This window comes from Nostoc sp. CmiVER01 (genome assembly GCF_034531135.2).
In the GTDB taxonomy this organism is placed as follows: Bacteria; Cyanobacteriota; Cyanobacteriia; order Cyanobacteriales; family Nostocaceae; genus Nostoc.
Map to the genome: position 1 here is coordinate 135463 of NZ_JAVRBU020000018.1, position 16323 is coordinate 151785.

General features: G+C 41.1%; 15 protein-coding genes. 9 read left to right on the plus strand and 6 right to left on the minus strand.

The features are described from left to right. Nucleotides 1-247: 247 nt before the first annotated feature. The 3 genes from RMZ43_RS28410 (at nt 248) to RMZ43_RS28420 (ending at nt 3156) form a co-directional block, all read left to right on the plus strand. Entirely contained in the window at nt 248-2347 is a 2100-nt protein-coding gene (locus RMZ43_RS28410) for an FAD-dependent oxidoreductase (RefSeq protein WP_322656258.1), read from the plus strand. Nucleotides 2348-2482: 135 nt separating this feature from the next. Next, nucleotides 2483-2809, plus strand: coding sequence for an ATP-dependent Clp protease adapter ClpS (gene clpS / locus RMZ43_RS28415; protein ID WP_322656257.1), 327 nt, complete (start codon nt 2483-2485; stop codon nt 2807-2809). A gap of 5 nt (nt 2810-2814) precedes the next feature. Beyond that, nucleotides 2815-3156: a DUF2103 domain-containing protein gene (locus tag RMZ43_RS28420; RefSeq protein WP_322656256.1), complete on the plus strand. Its 342-nt coding sequence runs from the start codon at nt 2815-2817 to the stop codon at nt 3154-3156. A gap of 34 nt (nt 3157-3190) precedes the next feature. Here RMZ43_RS28420 and RMZ43_RS28425 read toward each other — a convergent pair whose 3' ends face one another. After that, nucleotides 3191-3511, minus strand: a complete 321-nt coding sequence (locus RMZ43_RS28425) for a hypothetical protein (RefSeq protein WP_322649546.1) — start codon at nt 3509-3511, stop codon at nt 3191-3193. 680 nt (nt 3512-4191) lie between these two features. Next, nucleotides 4192-4677 (minus strand): molybdenum cofactor biosynthesis protein MoaE, encoded by a 486-nt coding sequence (locus RMZ43_RS28430; RefSeq protein WP_322649547.1) that lies wholly within the window; start codon nt 4675-4677, stop codon nt 4192-4194. A 552-nt stretch (nt 4678-5229) separates the two neighbouring features. Here RMZ43_RS28430 and RMZ43_RS28435 point away from each other — a divergent pair. After that, nucleotides 5230-7269, plus strand: a complete 2040-nt coding sequence (locus RMZ43_RS28435; protein ID WP_322649548.1) for a hybrid sensor histidine kinase/response regulator — start codon at nt 5230-5232, stop codon at nt 7267-7269. On the opposite strand, the gene RMZ43_RS28440 is transcribed toward RMZ43_RS28435, so the two are convergent. Both RMZ43_RS28440 and RMZ43_RS28445 read right to left on the minus strand, forming a co-directional pair. Further along, entirely contained in the window at nt 7256-7687 is a 432-nt protein-coding gene (locus RMZ43_RS28440; RefSeq protein ID WP_322649549.1) for a KTSC domain-containing protein, read from the minus strand. The two genes, RMZ43_RS28435 and RMZ43_RS28440, sit on opposite strands and share 14 nt — an antisense overlap. 143 nt (nt 7688-7830) lie before the next feature. Beyond that, nucleotides 7831-8670, minus strand: coding sequence for a class I SAM-dependent methyltransferase (locus tag RMZ43_RS28445; RefSeq protein WP_322649550.1), 840 nt, complete (start codon nt 8668-8670; stop codon nt 7831-7833). A 76-nt stretch (nt 8671-8746) separates the two neighbouring features. Between RMZ43_RS28445 and RMZ43_RS28450 the strand changes: the two genes are divergently transcribed. After that, the gene (locus RMZ43_RS28450; protein WP_322649551.1) at nt 8747-9085 is read left to right on the plus strand and encodes a cupin domain-containing protein; all 339 of its coding nucleotides are present in this window, start codon (nt 8747-8749) and stop codon (nt 9083-9085) included. A 494-nt stretch (nt 9086-9579) separates the two neighbouring features. Here RMZ43_RS28450 and RMZ43_RS28455 read toward each other — a convergent pair whose 3' ends face one another. Next, on the minus strand, nt 9580-12417 hold the full coding sequence (locus RMZ43_RS28455) for a choice-of-anchor D domain-containing protein (protein WP_322656255.1): 2838 nt from the start codon (nt 12415-12417) through the stop codon (nt 9580-9582). A 600-nt stretch (nt 12418-13017) separates the two neighbouring features. Here RMZ43_RS28455 and RMZ43_RS28460 point away from each other — a divergent pair. The 4 genes from RMZ43_RS28460 (at nt 13018) to RMZ43_RS28475 (ending at nt 15563) form a co-directional block, all read left to right on the plus strand. Continuing rightward, complete coding sequence (locus RMZ43_RS28460) at nt 13018-13197, plus strand: hypothetical protein (RefSeq protein WP_322656254.1); 180 nt, start codon at nt 13018-13020, stop codon at nt 13195-13197. Between the two features lie 38 nt (nt 13198-13235). Then, complete coding sequence (gene thiD / locus RMZ43_RS28465; protein ID WP_322656253.1) at nt 13236-14069, plus strand: bifunctional hydroxymethylpyrimidine kinase/phosphomethylpyrimidine kinase; 834 nt, start codon at nt 13236-13238, stop codon at nt 14067-14069. 206 nt (nt 14070-14275) lie between these two features. After that, a complete protein-coding gene (locus tag RMZ43_RS28470) occupies nt 14276-14878 on the plus strand; it encodes a hypothetical protein (protein WP_322656252.1) in 603 nt (200 codons plus the stop codon). Nucleotides 14879-15224: 346 nt separating this feature from the next. After that, the gene (locus RMZ43_RS28475) at nt 15225-15563 is read left to right on the plus strand and encodes a P-II family nitrogen regulator (RefSeq protein ID WP_012410794.1); all 339 of its coding nucleotides are present in this window, start codon (nt 15225-15227) and stop codon (nt 15561-15563) included. Between the two features lie 142 nt (nt 15564-15705). Here the strand turns inward: RMZ43_RS28475 and rdgB are convergent, their stop codons facing one another. Then, nucleotides 15706-16284 carry an RdgB/HAM1 family non-canonical purine NTP pyrophosphatase gene (gene rdgB / locus RMZ43_RS28480; protein ID WP_322656251.1) on the minus strand — a complete coding sequence of 193 codons (579 nt, stop codon included), beginning with the start codon at nt 16282-16284 and terminating at the stop codon, nt 15706-15708. Nucleotides 16285-16323: the final 39 nt, after the last annotated feature.

Sequence of the window (16323 nt, forward strand, 5' to 3'; positions counted from 1 at the left end):
AAATTTCCGGGTTAAAGATATTGATTTTGCGGGAGCATCCACTTTTGGAAGAAACATAATTTTGATACTCCGAAAACCCTACTATATGGTTTATCTAAAAAAGTAAATCCGCCGAAAATGGATGCTCCCAAACTTTAATCCCACACTATATCACGTAGATTACCTTGTAAAGAATTGCTTGAGTTAAACATTTGCTAGATGCTACCGTCTACAAAATGGAACAGAAGTTGAAGGGGTTTCTTTAACCATGAAGGGTAGACACAAAGTAGCTTTTAGTTTGACATCACTGATCAGTCTTAATTTAATATCTAGTTTAGTTGCATTTGATGGTGCGATGGCTGCGCCAACGTCTTCTCTACGAGACGCTACGCGAACGACGAACGCAGTGCCAACATCAAAGGCGATCGCCACAGCACCGAGAACGCCAGATAAAACTGTCAATTGCGAGATTTTAGTTGTGGGTGGTGGACTATCTGGTGCAGCCACAGCTTACGAGGGGTTACTAGCTGGACGAACGGTTTGTCTCACGGAAATTACTGATTGGCTGGGAGGACAAATTTCTTCTCAAGGGACATCTGCGTTAGATGAACGTCCAACTCAGCGTGCCCTAAAATTCTATTCTCGTGGCTACCTAGAATTGCGAAAGCGCATTGGGCGCAAATACGGTAAACTTAACCCCGGTGACTGTTGGGTAAGTGAATCTTGCTTTCTTCCCCACGATGCTCACAACATTTTAGTCCAGATGCTCAAAGATGCCGAAAAGCTTGGCAAAGGGAAGTTGCAATGGTTTCCCAACACGGTAATTAAGGATTTGGAAATCGCTGCTGATGGCAAAATAATTAATGGTGCGATCGCAATCCAACATCAACCAGCAAAAGGCGCACCACCACTCAATACCTTTACTTTATCTCAAAGTATTGAAGATTCTTATAGCTACGAAAACTCATCTCGGTTTACCAAAACTATTATCCGTTTCCTTCCCAAGGCAGATAAAGGGGATGCTCCTAAATGGTACGTCGTAGACGCGAGCGAAACTGGAGAAATTATCGCCCTTGCTGATGTCCCCTACCGATTGGGTATTGATGCCCTTTCTTACCTAGAACCTTCTGCGTCTAGCACCAACAACGACCCTTATTGCCCTCAAGGCTTTACCTACACCTTTGCAATGGAGGCAACTAAGGAACCGCAACCGCAGATGATGCCAGCATTTTATCCACAATACGCCCCATATTTCAGCTATGAATTAACGCGACTGGCTAACTTTGATTTAGTTTTCACCTATCGTCGCATTTTGAGTCCAAACAAAGGAAAACCAGAAAAATTCGGTGGTGTGAGTTTTGATGCTCCTACACCAGGGGATATCTCGATGCAAAACTGGACTTGGGGTAACGACTACCGCCCTGGAACAGCCCAAGATAACCTGATTTATAGTCGCCAACAGTTAGAAAGTACTGGACAGTTAAAACCAGGGGGTTGGATGGGGGGATTGCGAACAGAAACCCTCCGCAAAGCTGAGGAAAATGCTCTATCTTTCTATTACTGGTTGGTAGCTGGAACTACAGATTCCAAGTTGGGGGAGGGTGTAAAGCAGCTGCAAAGCAATAACCGCTTTGTTTCCGGGCTAAATTCGCCGATGGGGACAGTGCATGGTTTATCGAAATATCCCTATATGCGCGAAGCACGGCGGATCATTGGACGCCCTAGCTGGGGACAACCTGGTGGCTTTGGTATTTGGGAAATTGATATTTCTCGCCGAGATTACAACGATAAATATTATTCCCAAACTCTGCCAGCAGATATGTATCGGAGGCTACGAGCAGCCCTTGCAGGTTTGGAAGCAGTATCAGTAATTGAAGGTAAAGTTTCACCAGAAAAAGCAATGCGACGGACTCGTTCTACCATCTTCCCCGATGCTGTGGGTATTGGTCACTACGCTATAGATTTCCATCCTTGCATGGTGAATAGTCCCCCAGAAGCCCCTGGTAATACAGAACGTCCAGGTGAAAGGCGTGGTGCTGGCCAAGCTTATCCTTTCCAAATTGCTTTGAGGGCAATGATTCCCCAGAAAATTGATAATTTGCTGGTAGGAGGCAAAAGCATTGCTAGTAGTCATATTGCTGCTGCTGCTTATCGAGTCCATTCCTTTGAATGGTCGTCTGGCGCAGCTGCGGGAACTGTTGCTAGTTTTGCCCTGAAAAATGCGATCGCACCCTACCAATTAGTAGATGATTTACCCAAACAAGAGCCACAACTAGAAGCACTCAAACGGCTTTTGGAACAAAATGGCAACCCCACAGCCTTCCCCGATACATCCATTTTTAACGAAAACTGGGATAATTGGCGATAGATAGTTATTGGTCATTTGTCATTGGTCATTTGTTAAGGGCAACAGACAATGCACAAATGACGAATGACAACTGACAATCGACTAAACTAGTTGTTTGTAGTGTAGTTTTGTAAAATTATCTTGCTTAATTGTTCTATGGTTATGACACCTTCAGCAGATGTTTACGGGATGGCCACAGCACCAACTAAAGCTCCTGAACGGTCTAATCAAGTTACCCGTAAGACTTATCCGAATTACAAAGTGATTGTATTAAACGATGATTTTAATACATTCCAACATGTGAGTGAATGTTTGATGAAATATATTCCAGGGATGACTGGCGATCGCGCATGGGATCTAACTAATCAGGTACACTATGAAGGTCAAGCGATCGTCTGGGTCGGGCCCCAAGAACCTGCGGAACTTTATCACCAGCAGCTGCATCGAGCAGGTTTGACAATGGCACCTCTAGAAGCAGCTTAATTATCATGGCCAGACCTACCGCAGATTCTATCCGATCGGCTTCTCTACAAGACGCTACGCGAACGCAAAAAGCTGGCAGACTGGTTTGGAATCACTCGACTCACCTTGATGGTCTCATCCCCATTTTAGAACGTCTTTGTCAGCAGGACAATATCCAAACTGTGACGCCCGGAGTGATTGGGCGGGCAAAAGGCCATTGCCCGAAAATGCAACTGCGCGTTTCAGTACCGATTCGCGGCGGCTATAAAGTAATTGCACGGCAGGGGAAGACTGTACAAGAGGTCTTTATTTTAACTTCTTTGGCGCAGTCAGAATTGGAAACGGCATTAGCGATCGCTATGAAATAATCATGCCTAATTCCCAATTTCCCATGCCCTATAACTATTCTTCAACACGGTGTACTGCAAATTTGTGTAGTGGCAGACTAACAATGCAAGAAAAAGTTAAGAAATATGACAGAGCCGTAGTTATTCTCAAAGTCATGAGTACAGATTCCCAGTCGGGTAAAACTATTTTTTCTATACCAAAGGCTACACAATAAACTAGCCAGTAAGTAAAGCTCATTCTAAATAAAATCCGCTCTGTTTCTTCTACATCATTTTTTTGCTGCTTACTGTCCCACAGTAACACCAGCCCAACAATGCAAGCTAGAAAGGAAACAGCAACTACAAATTCGTGACAAAATATATTTAACGAATGCATTTGTGTTTGTCCCCACATTTTTCTGTTGAAGATCAGTCTAAAGGAATATTCCTTCTAGAAATACAAATTATTTACAAACCTCAATAGAGTCATGCATTTTCTGTAAACAAATGCAACATAAATTGTTTTTTTGCAAATAGAAATATTTTTATTAAAGATTAAATATTTCTGTTAAGTAGGTTTGGGAATTAGAGATTATGCCAATTCTTCAAAAAAGGGCAACACAATAGATGTAAATCAGGAAAGTCTTGCTGGATATAAGTTTCTTAATTGCGTTAGCCAGGAACGAGCATCATTGCGTTAGCGTAGCGGGGCGTTCGCTTTTAGTGTCTCCAAGAGTTGCCCATTGCGAATTGGTATTACCGATTGGTTTAAATTTTGAACAAATAAAAAACTCGTGTATTTTTTACTATTTGGGAAAGTTAAAGCTCAAATAGTGATGTACTGGTTGATGCCATCCAGCACTTAGCAATGTCTAAGGGACTTGCAGAAAATAAATTATCCAATTTACTCAGATAATATTCTTCTTTCTCCCCCTGCCCCCTGCTCCCTGCCCCTCTGCCTATACACCAATAGGATATTTTTTTAGTTGGAAGTCCCTAAGACAGGCATAGCTGCGGCATACGTTATAGTTCGCTAATTGCTGGATAAATCAAGCGTGTTTAATAATCTCAGAAATTTTAACAATTTTCTCCTGATGTTTCGCAAGCAGCAATACTTACCCAACGGCTAGAACCATCTTCCCAATGTTCTTTTTTCCAAATGGGGGCATTATGTTTGAGGGTATCAATAGCATACTGGCAAGCTTCAAAAGCTTCGCTTCGATGAGGACAACCTACTGCGACTAAAACGCTAATTTCTCCAACTTGCAAACGTCCAGTGCGGTGATGAATCACTACCCGATTCACATCAGGCGTAGATAAGCGAATATCAGCAGCAATTTGATAAAATATCCGCAATGCCATAGGTTCGTAAGCTTGATACTCTAGAGCAACTACAGGTTTACCATCAGTTTGATTACGAACTACGCCACTCATGATAACCACAGCACCGTTGGCTGGATCGTTAGACAAAGCATAGATTTCTTCAAGAGACAATGGTGCAAAGCTGATAGCAAAACTATCTTCGGCTTTTGGTTTAACAGCAGAGTTAAGTGTAGTCGTCATAACTGCGATTGTATTATGTGGGCTTTTTCTATTGTCCCTGAACAAAACACTGCTGGTGTATGTTTAGTTGCTCTTGCTATAACGGGCGTTGCTGATTCCATGTATCAAAATAATTTTGCATAATACCAAAATCCTTGTAGAGATGTAGCAGTGCTACGTCTCTACATCCGGATTCATGCCTCAATTCAGCAATGCCCTATAGCGCTTATCGTTATATGTGAGCTATACTCCTTGTGGCATTAGTTGCATATATTACCGCATACTTAATCTAAGTAGAAGTAATTTTATCTGTTAACAAAAAATTATAAGACTGTAAATCTTCTAAAATTTACTTAAAATTACAAAAATTCTTGTTCATCTTTCTTAAGGCATATTAGTATAATTAAAATCATCAAGCTATATGCTTGGTCGGTTATTTAAATTATCTGATAGTGACTTCATTGAGCTATCAAGTGCAGTGACAGATAAATCCTCTACAGAAAGCGCTGTAAATCGACGTTTTTTAGTAACACGAGGGTAAGTTGTCATTCAACAATAGTTAGGAACGATTTAATGAAATCTTTAGTGTGTAACAATGAAGCAGTAAGGCTTAAGGCTCTGCATCAGTACCAGATTCTCGATACTCCATCAGAAGAAGCATTCGACGATCTAGCATTCTTAGCCGCACAGATTTGTAACACACCGATCGCTTTGATTAATCTAATTGACGCTAACCGTCAATGGTTTAAAGCCAGAGTGGGGTTAGATGTACAGGAAATGCCACGAGATACAGGGTTCGGATTGATTTGTATAGAAAGTGGCGAAGTTTTAATTATTCCCGATACCTTAGCTGATGAACGTTTTGCTACGAATCCTATAGTTACTTATGAAGGACTTTGCGTAAGATTTTATGCAGACGTACCTTTGTTAGCACCAGGAGGAGAAGCGATCGGGACTCTGTGTATAAGCGATCGCATACCACGCCAAATCAGTCCCAAACAAGTGGAAGCATTGGAAACTCTTAGCCGCCTAGTAGTTAGACAACTAGAAATCCGGCGGAACTTAGCTGAACTAGCAAGCCTTAAACAGGAGTACAAGCAGGAACAAGAAGCATTGCTGGATTTTGTCACTGATGCAATTGTCGTGCAAGATTTGGACAACAAAATTTTATTATGGAACAAAAATTCTGAAGAACTTTACGGTTGGAAGTCAAAAGAAGCTATTGGTAAGCAGTCAGATGAACTTTTTTCCACTGAACCTTTGTCGCAAAACCTAGAAATTTATCAGACTCTATTAAAGGATGGATCTTGGCAAGGTGAGTTACAGAAAACCAGCAAATCTGGTAAAAAACTCATCGTTGAAAGTCGCTGGACGCTGATAAATGATGAACATTCTCAAGCTAAATCAATCTTTGTTGTTGATACTGATATTACCCAAAAAAAACAACTAGAACAAGAATTTTTACGTGCTCAACGCATGGAAAGTATAGGCACTCTTGCTAGTGGTATTGCTCACGATTTAAATAATGTGTTGTCACCAATTTTGATGGCAGTGCATCTGCTCAAATCTAAAAGCTGCAATCAACAGATGGATCAGATGCTGTCAATAATAGAAAGTAATGCCAAACGTGGTGCTGATTTGGTAAAACAAGTGCTGTCTTTTTCTCGGGGAATTGAAAGCAATATTCAAGGACAAACCGCTGCACGCCCATGCACGGTGCTTCAAGTTAAACACCTGATTTTAGAAATACAGCAAATTATCTCACAAACATTTCCGAAATCAATCACAGTGGACACAGAAATTCAGGAGAACTTGTTACCTATTTGTGCCAATAGTACCCAACTCCATCAGGTACTGATTAATCTGTGTCTCAACGCGCGGGATGCCATGCCTACAGGCGGAACTTTAACAATATCTGCCGAGAATATTTGGATTGATGAAACTTATGTCAGGATGCATATAGAAGCTACGGTTGGTGCTTACATTGTTCTGACAGTTGCTGATACCGGGCTTGGAATTAATAGTGAAATATTAAATAGAATTTTTGAACCATTTTTTACAACAAAAGAGTTGGGTCAAGGTACAGGACTTGGGTTATCAACAGTAATGAGAATTATTAAAGAATACGGTGGTTTTATCACTGTATCAAGTTTTGTAGGCAAGGGAACAAAGTTTAAGGTGTACTTACCAGCAGTTAATCAAGTGCCAATTCAGTTGTTAGAAGATACGGAAATACTAACTGGATGTGGAGAATGTATTTTGGTTGTAGATGATGAAACTGCCATTCAGGAAATTACTAAAACATCTTTAGAAAATTATAATTACACGGCAATGACTGCTGGTGATGGCATCGAAGCATTAGTAATTTATGCCCAGCATAAAGATAAAATTAGTGCTGCAATTATCGATATGATGATGTCTAAGATGGATGGAGAAACTACTATTCGGAAATTGCAAAATATCAATCCATTATTGCCGATTATTGTTGTGAGTGGACTTGTAACAAGTGATCAAGTATCAATTGACAAAATAGATGAACATACAGCCTTTTTACCCAAACCCTACACGACGCAAGAATTATTAAAAACCTTACATGCAGTTATTCGTCAATAGTATAATCTGCATGATCTAGACGATCGCAGTCATATCTACCTTTAATCGCTTGATTGAAAAAGCTGCCAATTGAGTCAGAGGAATGTAAATCTTCCCAAGTATCCTCGTTTACGCCTAAGTACTGATAAACACCTCCATTTTGAAACTCAACTTGCAAAATTTGTTCGTCGCGATCATAGCCTACAGCGATCGCCATTGATGAGCTAACTGGTAACATCGCAATTGGTTCTTCTTCAAAAAGTAATGCAGTCGGTTCAGCTATCGCCTCGTTCAGTTCTTGCAATCCTTCATAAGCCTGTACTGGTGCTGGAATTTCCAAAAACTCTAGTTCGTCACCTCGATCAAGCAATAACTGCAAATATCCATCAGAGTGAGCGATCGCGACTAAACTGCTCAAGTCTACCTTAGATAGCTTCATTAATTTTGTACTCTCTTGTTGGCGTAGTCGAGTGTTTAAAGTTTTATACAACATGTAAGTAGTTTATTAGTACAAATATACTAATAAAAAATTTCGCTGTCAAGTTTTTTCTACCAAAAGAGAATTTATTGATCTCAACTGTATTAGCCTATTGGCTTGCGACCAAAGGTATAAAAAATTGTCAGATCGTTCCAAATGCCTTGTTCCGTAACTAATGCTGCCAATTCTGCTTCAAATTCCGCCTTAACTTCCTCGAGTTGCCCAGATGAGAGTTGCTTCATAGGATTTGGAAATTGCCCAGGTGCTGGATGAGAACTTCTAGCCCACATTTGCTTTGCCTGTTCTATGCTAATGTAGCTACCATCTTGCTCAGACTTAATTTCAATCGCCTCAAAGCCTGCTGTTATTATTAGGTCATGGCACTTTTCAATAGTGCCTGTTGGTTTACTGAACGCAAGTGAAACACCATATTTTTCGGCGACTTTTTGCATAGTCACACCTTCCACAAAAGCGGTGTCTGCGAATGCATGAAAGCCAATTAGCCCACCAGGTTTAAGCAATTGATACCAAAGGCGTAATGTCTTGGGAATGTCAGACATCCAAATTAGGGCTGAGGAACATAGGACAACATCAAAACTGTTGGCTGGAAAATTCAGTTCCTCGGCATCCGCGAGTACAAACTCAATATTATTCAGCCCTAACGCCTCAATCTTGCGTTTTGCCTGCTCAAGCATCCCAGTTGAAATGTCCACTCCAACAACTCGACCTGCAAAACCGACAAGCTGTGCTGCTTCAATCGCCACCATACCTGTTCCCGTTGCAATGTCTAAAACATGCTGTCCTTGGCTAATGTGTGCCTGTTCAACCAGACGATGAGCAATTCGAGGATGCCAATCGCCCTGATCATAAGTTTGGCCTCTGCGACTGTATAAATCGGCAATCTGTTGCTTGTATTCATTTAGATCAAGTTCTTGATTCATCATTCTCTTGCAAAGAGTGTTTTTTGTCTTACATTTACATAATGCTAGAACACTTATCAGTTTTAAATAGGTAAAGAACATGCTAGAACAGACCTTTATTCAAACTGACTCTGAGCGAATGCTGGACATTGAGCAGTTTCCTGGTGCTAAGTTTTTCCCTCTAGCCGAGCCTGTATCTCAGGGTTCAATACACTTGTTAACGATGAAAGCGGGTACAACAATTCCCATTCATACTCATCCTTGTGATGAGTATGTTTATGTGATGAAGGGAGTTGTGGAAACTGGAGGAAAGAGTTGTTCTGCTGGAATTTTTTGGTTTACGCCAGCCCACACCCAACAAGGGCCTCACATAGCCATCACGGATGTAGAAATATTCACGATTAGGCTTGGGCCAATGGGCGTGTTTGATTCACCTTAGTTGTGCAAGCAAAAACCGAGAAGTAAACACAGCATTGAAGTGCGATTTGTTCAGTCGAAACCGAATAATCGGAAGATGACTGGCTTCTACAGGGTAATCCATTAGGATTGAGTTCGCACTTTAATCCCTTGTAGATGACAACTTCATAACCTTACAGGTGAGCGTAATTACCCTAGAAAAAGTTAAGCCTTGTCTCCAGACGTAGGAGTGAAAACATATCCTCTGTAGAGACTAGCCCTCAATCGGTGAAGCCTATCCTTACAAGGGAACTCAATGAAAGTGATAATTAAAATCCCTGTACCTCAAGGTCAGGGATCAACAGACTAATGCCAGTTTTTGAACACAACCCCTTACAAGCATAAGGTGTAAGGAAGCCGAGCAAAGAATTTAGTTACTCAATATTAAATCTTCTTTGTGTAGTTATTCCTCTACACCTGCTCCGTTGGCGTAGCCTAAGAAGAAAAGAGAAGAGACTTGGTTATCAAAAGAGATAACTAAATAGTGATAAAAGCGGAAGGTTGAGCCGAAAGTATACTTGCAGTAACATTGTCCAACTTCGCCAACACTTGATTGTCAGAACTATCCATAATGAAAGTTTGACTTCCTTGTTGCTGTATCAATAATTGACCGAACTTGAGACCTCCTGACAAGGCAATTCTATCCTTACCTATTTCAAAGTCAGTAATGGAGTCCGTGCCGTCACCAGAAGCGAACACAAAGGTGTCAGCGCCATAACCCCCTGTAAGTACATCATTGCCTGTGCCCCCATAAAGCCAGTCATTACCTGACTCCCCTAATAGTTGGTCATCACCGACACCACCAAATAGCGTATCGTTACCGTTGCTAGCCGAAAGCTTGTCATTGCCGCTATCGCCATAGAGCAGGTCATCACCATCACCTGCCCAGAGAGTATCGTTTCCATCGCCTCCTGAAATTTGGTCATTTCCTAGATTACCTACGATGGTGTCTGCACCCCCAAACCCATAAATCTTGTTAGATGGGGCATTGCCTTTTAAGTACTCAGAATTTTCAGTGCCATTAAGAAGATAAATTTCGCTAGCAACAGGGGGTTTAACTGTGCCACTGATAGCAAAGTCAAAGAGACCTTCGTCACTATCGTTGGTGGTCAAACTGAAACTGCCAGAATATGTTCCAGGTGTAGGTGTATTCGTATTGAGTGCCACCGTTATATTTCTTGAATCGTTGGCAGCCACAGTATATGGAAAATCTCCTACTAAACTAAAGCCGTTAGGGAGTTTAAGATTACTCAGGTTGAGCGTAGCTGTACCGATGTTCTTTATGGTGAAAGTTTTGGTTACGGTATTACCGAAAGCGACGTTGCCAAAGTCGATGGCAGTAGTGCTGCCATCTGCAATGTCAACTGTGCCATTGAGAACTTGAATTTCAGGGGTAGGAGCGGGCTGAACTTTACCGCTAATGGCAAAGTCGAAGGAGCTTTCGTTAGGATCGTTGTTGATCAAATTGAATCTGCCAGAATATGTTCCGGGTGTTTTCGTATCGAGTGCCACCCTTATATTCGTCCAATTGTTGATAGCCAAGCTAGTTGGAAGAGTTCCTACTAAACTAAAGCCCTTGGGGAGTTCTAAATTACTCAGATTGAGTGGAGCTTTACCCGTATTTTTAATGGTGAAAGTTTTAGTTACAGTGCTGCCAAAAGCGGCTTCGCCAAAGTCAATAGCATTAGTGCTGCCATCTACAATATCAACAGTGCCATCGAAAACGTGGATTTCGGGAGCGTTAACCTTACCACTAATAGCAAAGTCAAAAGGGCTTTCGTTACTATCGTTGTTGGTTAAACTGAAGTTGCCAGTGTAGGTTGCGCCAATAGTCGTATTTAGTGCCACTGTTATATTCGCCGAAGTCTTAGCAGCCACACTAGCTGGAAGAGTTCCTACCAAACTAAAACCGTCGGGGAGTTTAAGATTACTCAGAGTGAGTGCAGCTATACCTGTGTTCTTAATGGTAAAAGTTTTGGTCACGGTGCTGCCAACAACGACCTCACCAAAGTTAATGGCAGTAGTGCTGTTATCTGCAATGTCAACTGTGCCATCAAGAACTTCAATTTCGGGGGTAGGAGTCTTAATAGTGGGGGCTTCGTATGCACCAATATCAGTCAATACACTGCCGTTGCCATCGCCATCTAGGGGAAGAATCTTGGTGATGCTATTGAAGGTATTGGAACCAGCATCGATCGCAGGACTTCCAGATTTAAGCCTAAAGTCACCATTTGCTGCATCAACAAACAACGGGTCTTTATTTAAAACATTTCCTGTTCCTGTGCCTTTAAAAGTTCCGTTATAAGCAAGGTTATTATCAAATGAAGTATTACTAGAACTAACAATAGAACTAGCAGACTCTCCGTCCTTTGCATACAAAATATTGTTAGAAACCCTAACATTGTTAGCTCTGTTAAGGAAAACTTCTCCAGATGAGAGTTCTTGAGAGTTCTGATAAATTGTATTATTTACTATATCGACAGGATTTTCTCCTTTGAAAATCTGAACACCTGCACCACCATTGTTATAAATTAAGTTCTTACTGATTAAAGCTTTGCCGGTGTAAGCAACATCTCCAATAAAAGAAGTGTCAAGCATTATTCCATGACCTTCTGTTATTTTTCCTACAGTAACCCAAGGAACTAATTGTTTGTTATTAAAGACAATGTTATCTTTAATAATTACTTTATAATCTGTTACGTTTTGATCGGAATTCCAAAGGTTAAGCATTGTAATTCCTTGGGTTCCATGAGGTGAGTACCAAGCATTTCCAGAAACCACATTGTTTTTTACTGTAATGTAGTCTGCTTCCATTGTTGCAATCCCGCCTCCTGGAAACTTAGAAACGTTGTTATTGCTAATTGTGATGTGATGTGAACGTTCCTTTTCGTTGCCATCGATATATGTAATATTAATACCGTTCCCAGATGTTTCTGAATTTGGGTTGTCTTTATGTTCTAGCGCATATTCTAATGTAGTTTCATCTCGTGCTCCTACCAGCGTCAGCCCATTAATAACTACATAAGAAGACCCTGTAATTGAGATAGCATTCCAATTGTTTTTGTGTGCTTCTAGAACAGGTGTGTGCCCGGGATAAGCAGTAAATGTGATTGGCGCACTAGCGGTACCGTGCTTATCTGAAATACTCAGAATATTAGGGTAAATATTTGTGTAAGTACCATTCATGACGTAGACGGTATCACCTGCCTTCACTAAGTCCCCAGCTTTTTGGAGGGTACGAAATGCAGATCCTTCGTTCAAACCATTATTTTTATCATTGCCTGTTCCAGAAACGTAGTATATGTTGCCAGCCATAAGATTAACTCCTAATGTTTATAAGGGGAATTGTTAGTAAGTTCTCAGCAATAAACTAAGTTGCTAAGTAGTTATTTGAATGGATGATTTATCTGTACTTTTAAAGACAGTTGCAGTTATGCGATGGCGTAGGCGATCGCAACTTTAAATTGCATTTTTTGTAGAAAGACAGTTATAAAACTGAAAATCTTTATCCTATTAACCGTGGATGGTTAAAGTAGGGATGTCGATACCGTCAATCGTCACTGTTTTATTGAGGGTAATCGGACAATTTGCACGCAGACAAGGCAGCGCAAAGCCAAAGCAGTTTTCTGTCATCTCTGCGTTTTATTGAGTGATCAAAGTTGAATTGGTTGAAACTTTAGTAGGTTTACCTTTAACTTAAAGGGAACTAATGTAACAACTTGGTCGAACTTGTTGTAAGCGGTGTAACTGAGGCTTGTGAACTCATGTATTAAAACTAACCTTTACACAGAAGACAAGAATCAGTAAATATTCTGAATTTAGTATTTTTTTTTACAACAAAAGCGAAATTTTTATGGAGATGTCGTGCTGAAGTTCTGTTAATTTTGAGAGTAATATGGGAGCAAAGAGCGCTTTGTGCAAGGTTTTGATGAAGTTTCTCTAAAAATTCTTGAAGAAGCGATGCCCTCTTTACTAAACGTCCCGCTACCCCTAACAGCACTTTTAAGTCAGGTTATCGTAAATCTTTGTGGTTGCGATCGCAAAGGAGGCTGGAAAGAACAAGGTTTTGGTCTAGTTGATCAATCTTTGAGATAGTTTGGTTTGATGGTGCCAACTTACTTAATCTTCATAATATGAAAACTGAAATAAACTCCAGAATACCCGTCGCTTTGACTATTGCTGGTTCAGATAGTGGTGGCGGTGCAGGAATTCAAGCTGATTTACGTACCTTTGCTTTTCACTGTGTCCACGGTACTAGTGCTATAACCTGCATTACGGCACAAAACACTTTAGGAGTGAAAAGGGTTGATGCCATGCCAATAGAGGCTGTCGTGGCGCAAATTCAGGCAGTAGTTGAGGATATTGGCGTACAAGCTGCCAAAACGGGAATGTTGCTTAATCAGGAAATTATCTTTGCTGTTGCCCAGCAGGTGGAAGCTTTACAAATCAATAATTTAGTAGTTGATCCGGTAATGGTGTCACGTACAGGGGCACAATTGATTGATGATGATGCTGTGAAGACTCTATGCCATGCCCTGATTCCAAAGGCACTTATGATCACGCCGAATCGCTACGAAGCCCAGATTTTAAGCGGTTTACAAATTAATTCTTTGGAGGATATGCAAGCTGCTGCTGAAGTTATTCACAAGACTTTACGGACGAAGGCTGTTTTAGTCAAAGGCGGAGGTATGCAAGGAGATTTACGTGGTGTTGATATTTGGTTTGATGGGGACAAGTTGGAAGTTTTGACTTGCCAGCAGGTAGAGACAAAAAATACCCACGGTACTGGTTGTACACTATCGGCTGCGATCGCTGCTAATCTGGCCAAGGGACAAGGCTTATGGCAGGCAGTGCAAGAGGCAAAGAAGTATGTGACTACTGCACTCACTTACGCCTTAGATATTGGCGAAGGGCAAGGCCCTGTAGGACATTTCTTCCCATTGTGGGGACTGGGGACTGGGGACTAGGGACTGGGCACTAGGGACTAGGGACTAGAGAAAAGTTTTCTTAGTACCCAATCTCCAATGCTCAATTCCCAATTCTCAATTCTCAATAATAAATCTTTGCTCTTTCGGCATTTTTCTATTATTCTTGGGCATAGTTTCAGGGCTGACTATCTTTGTTAGCATCTCTGTACGACCTACTTACTTTGATTTTTAATACCAAGTCCCCGATGCGAACAACCATAGGTTCAGTTCACAGGAATTCGCCAACACCGACTACTCAAGCTTCCCCTCCCTCTGTACCACTTTCTGTATATAGGGAATTGTCAACAGAGTTACAAGCAACACAGGCGAAGTTACATGCACTTACCACCACAAATCAGCAATTAGCACAAGAAAATCAACTATTACGCCAAGAAATTACCAAAGTTGTTGAGTCTTTTTCTCATTTGCAAAAGTTTGTGGATTCCCATACTGCGCCTGGTTATTACCAAGTTCCCCAAGCCTCTAATGACAAAAATGTCGCTAAAGTGCCAGGAACACAAGCGTGTCCACCTCAGCAGTTTCGTTCTCATCCACCCGTTACTCCCAAAACGCCACCCGAAAAAAGCCGTCGCCAAGATTTTTCTCCACCTGTAATGGAAATAAATTTCCCGATACCACAACCAGTTTATATAGAAGAGCAACAAGTAAGTTATTATCCTACTACTGAGCCAGATGCCAAGGAACTCAATGGCTGGTGGCTAATTATCACCATATTGTTAATCATGCTTACTGCCTTTAGTGCTGGATATTTCGTTGTGCGTCCCTTATTTGAACATCAGAAACGTTAGTTGACACTCCCACAGTCAGCAGCACCAAGCTTTCGAGCTACCAAGCAATTCCTCTGCAATCATTCTCTAAAATATCTGAGCATATTTGCTAAATAGCGGAATTTATTTATTTTTAGGTTATAAAAGCTACATAAAATGCTAAATTTACAGCAACTTCTTTATGTTACGACCTTAAAGATTATCTAATTAATAAATCCTTGCCGCTTTTTATGTCCCAAACCCTCTACACTTTAAAAAAGTGGTAATTATTACATATATTTTAGGAAAAGCACTGCTAGTTACAGCTTCAGACAACGGATCTGGTTAGATATATAAACGAAGCTACTAGAAGTCAGGAGTCAAAAAGATGAAAAAAGTAGAAGCTATCATTCGCCCATTCAAGCTAGATGAGGTAAAAATTGCCTTGGTTAACGCTGGTATTGTCGGCATGACTGTTTCTGAAGTCCGGGGATTCGGACGGCAGAAAGGTCAAACTGAACGGTATCGTGGTTCTGAGTACACCGTTGAGTTTCTACAGAAACTCAAAGTGGAAATCGTCGTTGATGATAATCAAGTTGATATGGTGGTAGACAAAATTATTGCTGCTGCCCGCACTGGTGAAATCGGCGATGGTAAAATTTTCATCTCGCCTGTTGAGCAAGTGATTCGGATTCGCACCGGCGAAAAGAACACAGAAGCAGTTTAAAAAAGTTATGAGTAGAGACGCGATTAATCGCGTCTGTACAAGAGAGACGCGATTAATCGCGTCTGTACAGGAGTTATGATTTGTGAGTCAAGACTAAATGAGTGATGATTTAGTACAATTCATAAATCTAAACTCCCAATTTCTAACTCTTAATTTTCTCTAGCTGTGGAAGTAAAGCTGTAAAAGCCTTGCCTCTATGGCTAATTGACCCTTTCATCTCCCGTGTCATCTCCGCAAAGGTCAATTGCAACTCTTGCACATAAAAAATTGGATCGTAGCCGAAACCACCCTCACCACGCGGTGCATGGAGAATTTCGCCGCGACAAATACCTTCAGATTCTAATACGATCGCACCATCAGGACGAGCGATCGCTACTGCACAAACAAATTGAGCTTGTCGATTTACCTCGTTGTCTAATTCTTTCAATAGCCTAGCAATGCGTTCTGAGTCGGTTTTGGCATAACGTGCAGAATATACCCCTGGTGCGCCATTTAGAGCATCTACTTGCAAGCCTGAATCATCAGCAATTGCCCAGTTTCCTGTCGCTTTAGCAATTTGTGATGCTTTCAAACAAGCATTAGCGGCAAAGGTTTCGCCCGTTTCTTCAATTTCCAATTCTTCAGGTTTGAGGGTTAATTCCCAACCAGAATTTTCCAGATAAGCTTGCATTTCCCGCAACTTACCTGGATTCCCTGTAGCTACTACGAGTAATTTGGTCATTAGTCATTAGGTCATTGGTCATTAGTCATTGGTCATTTA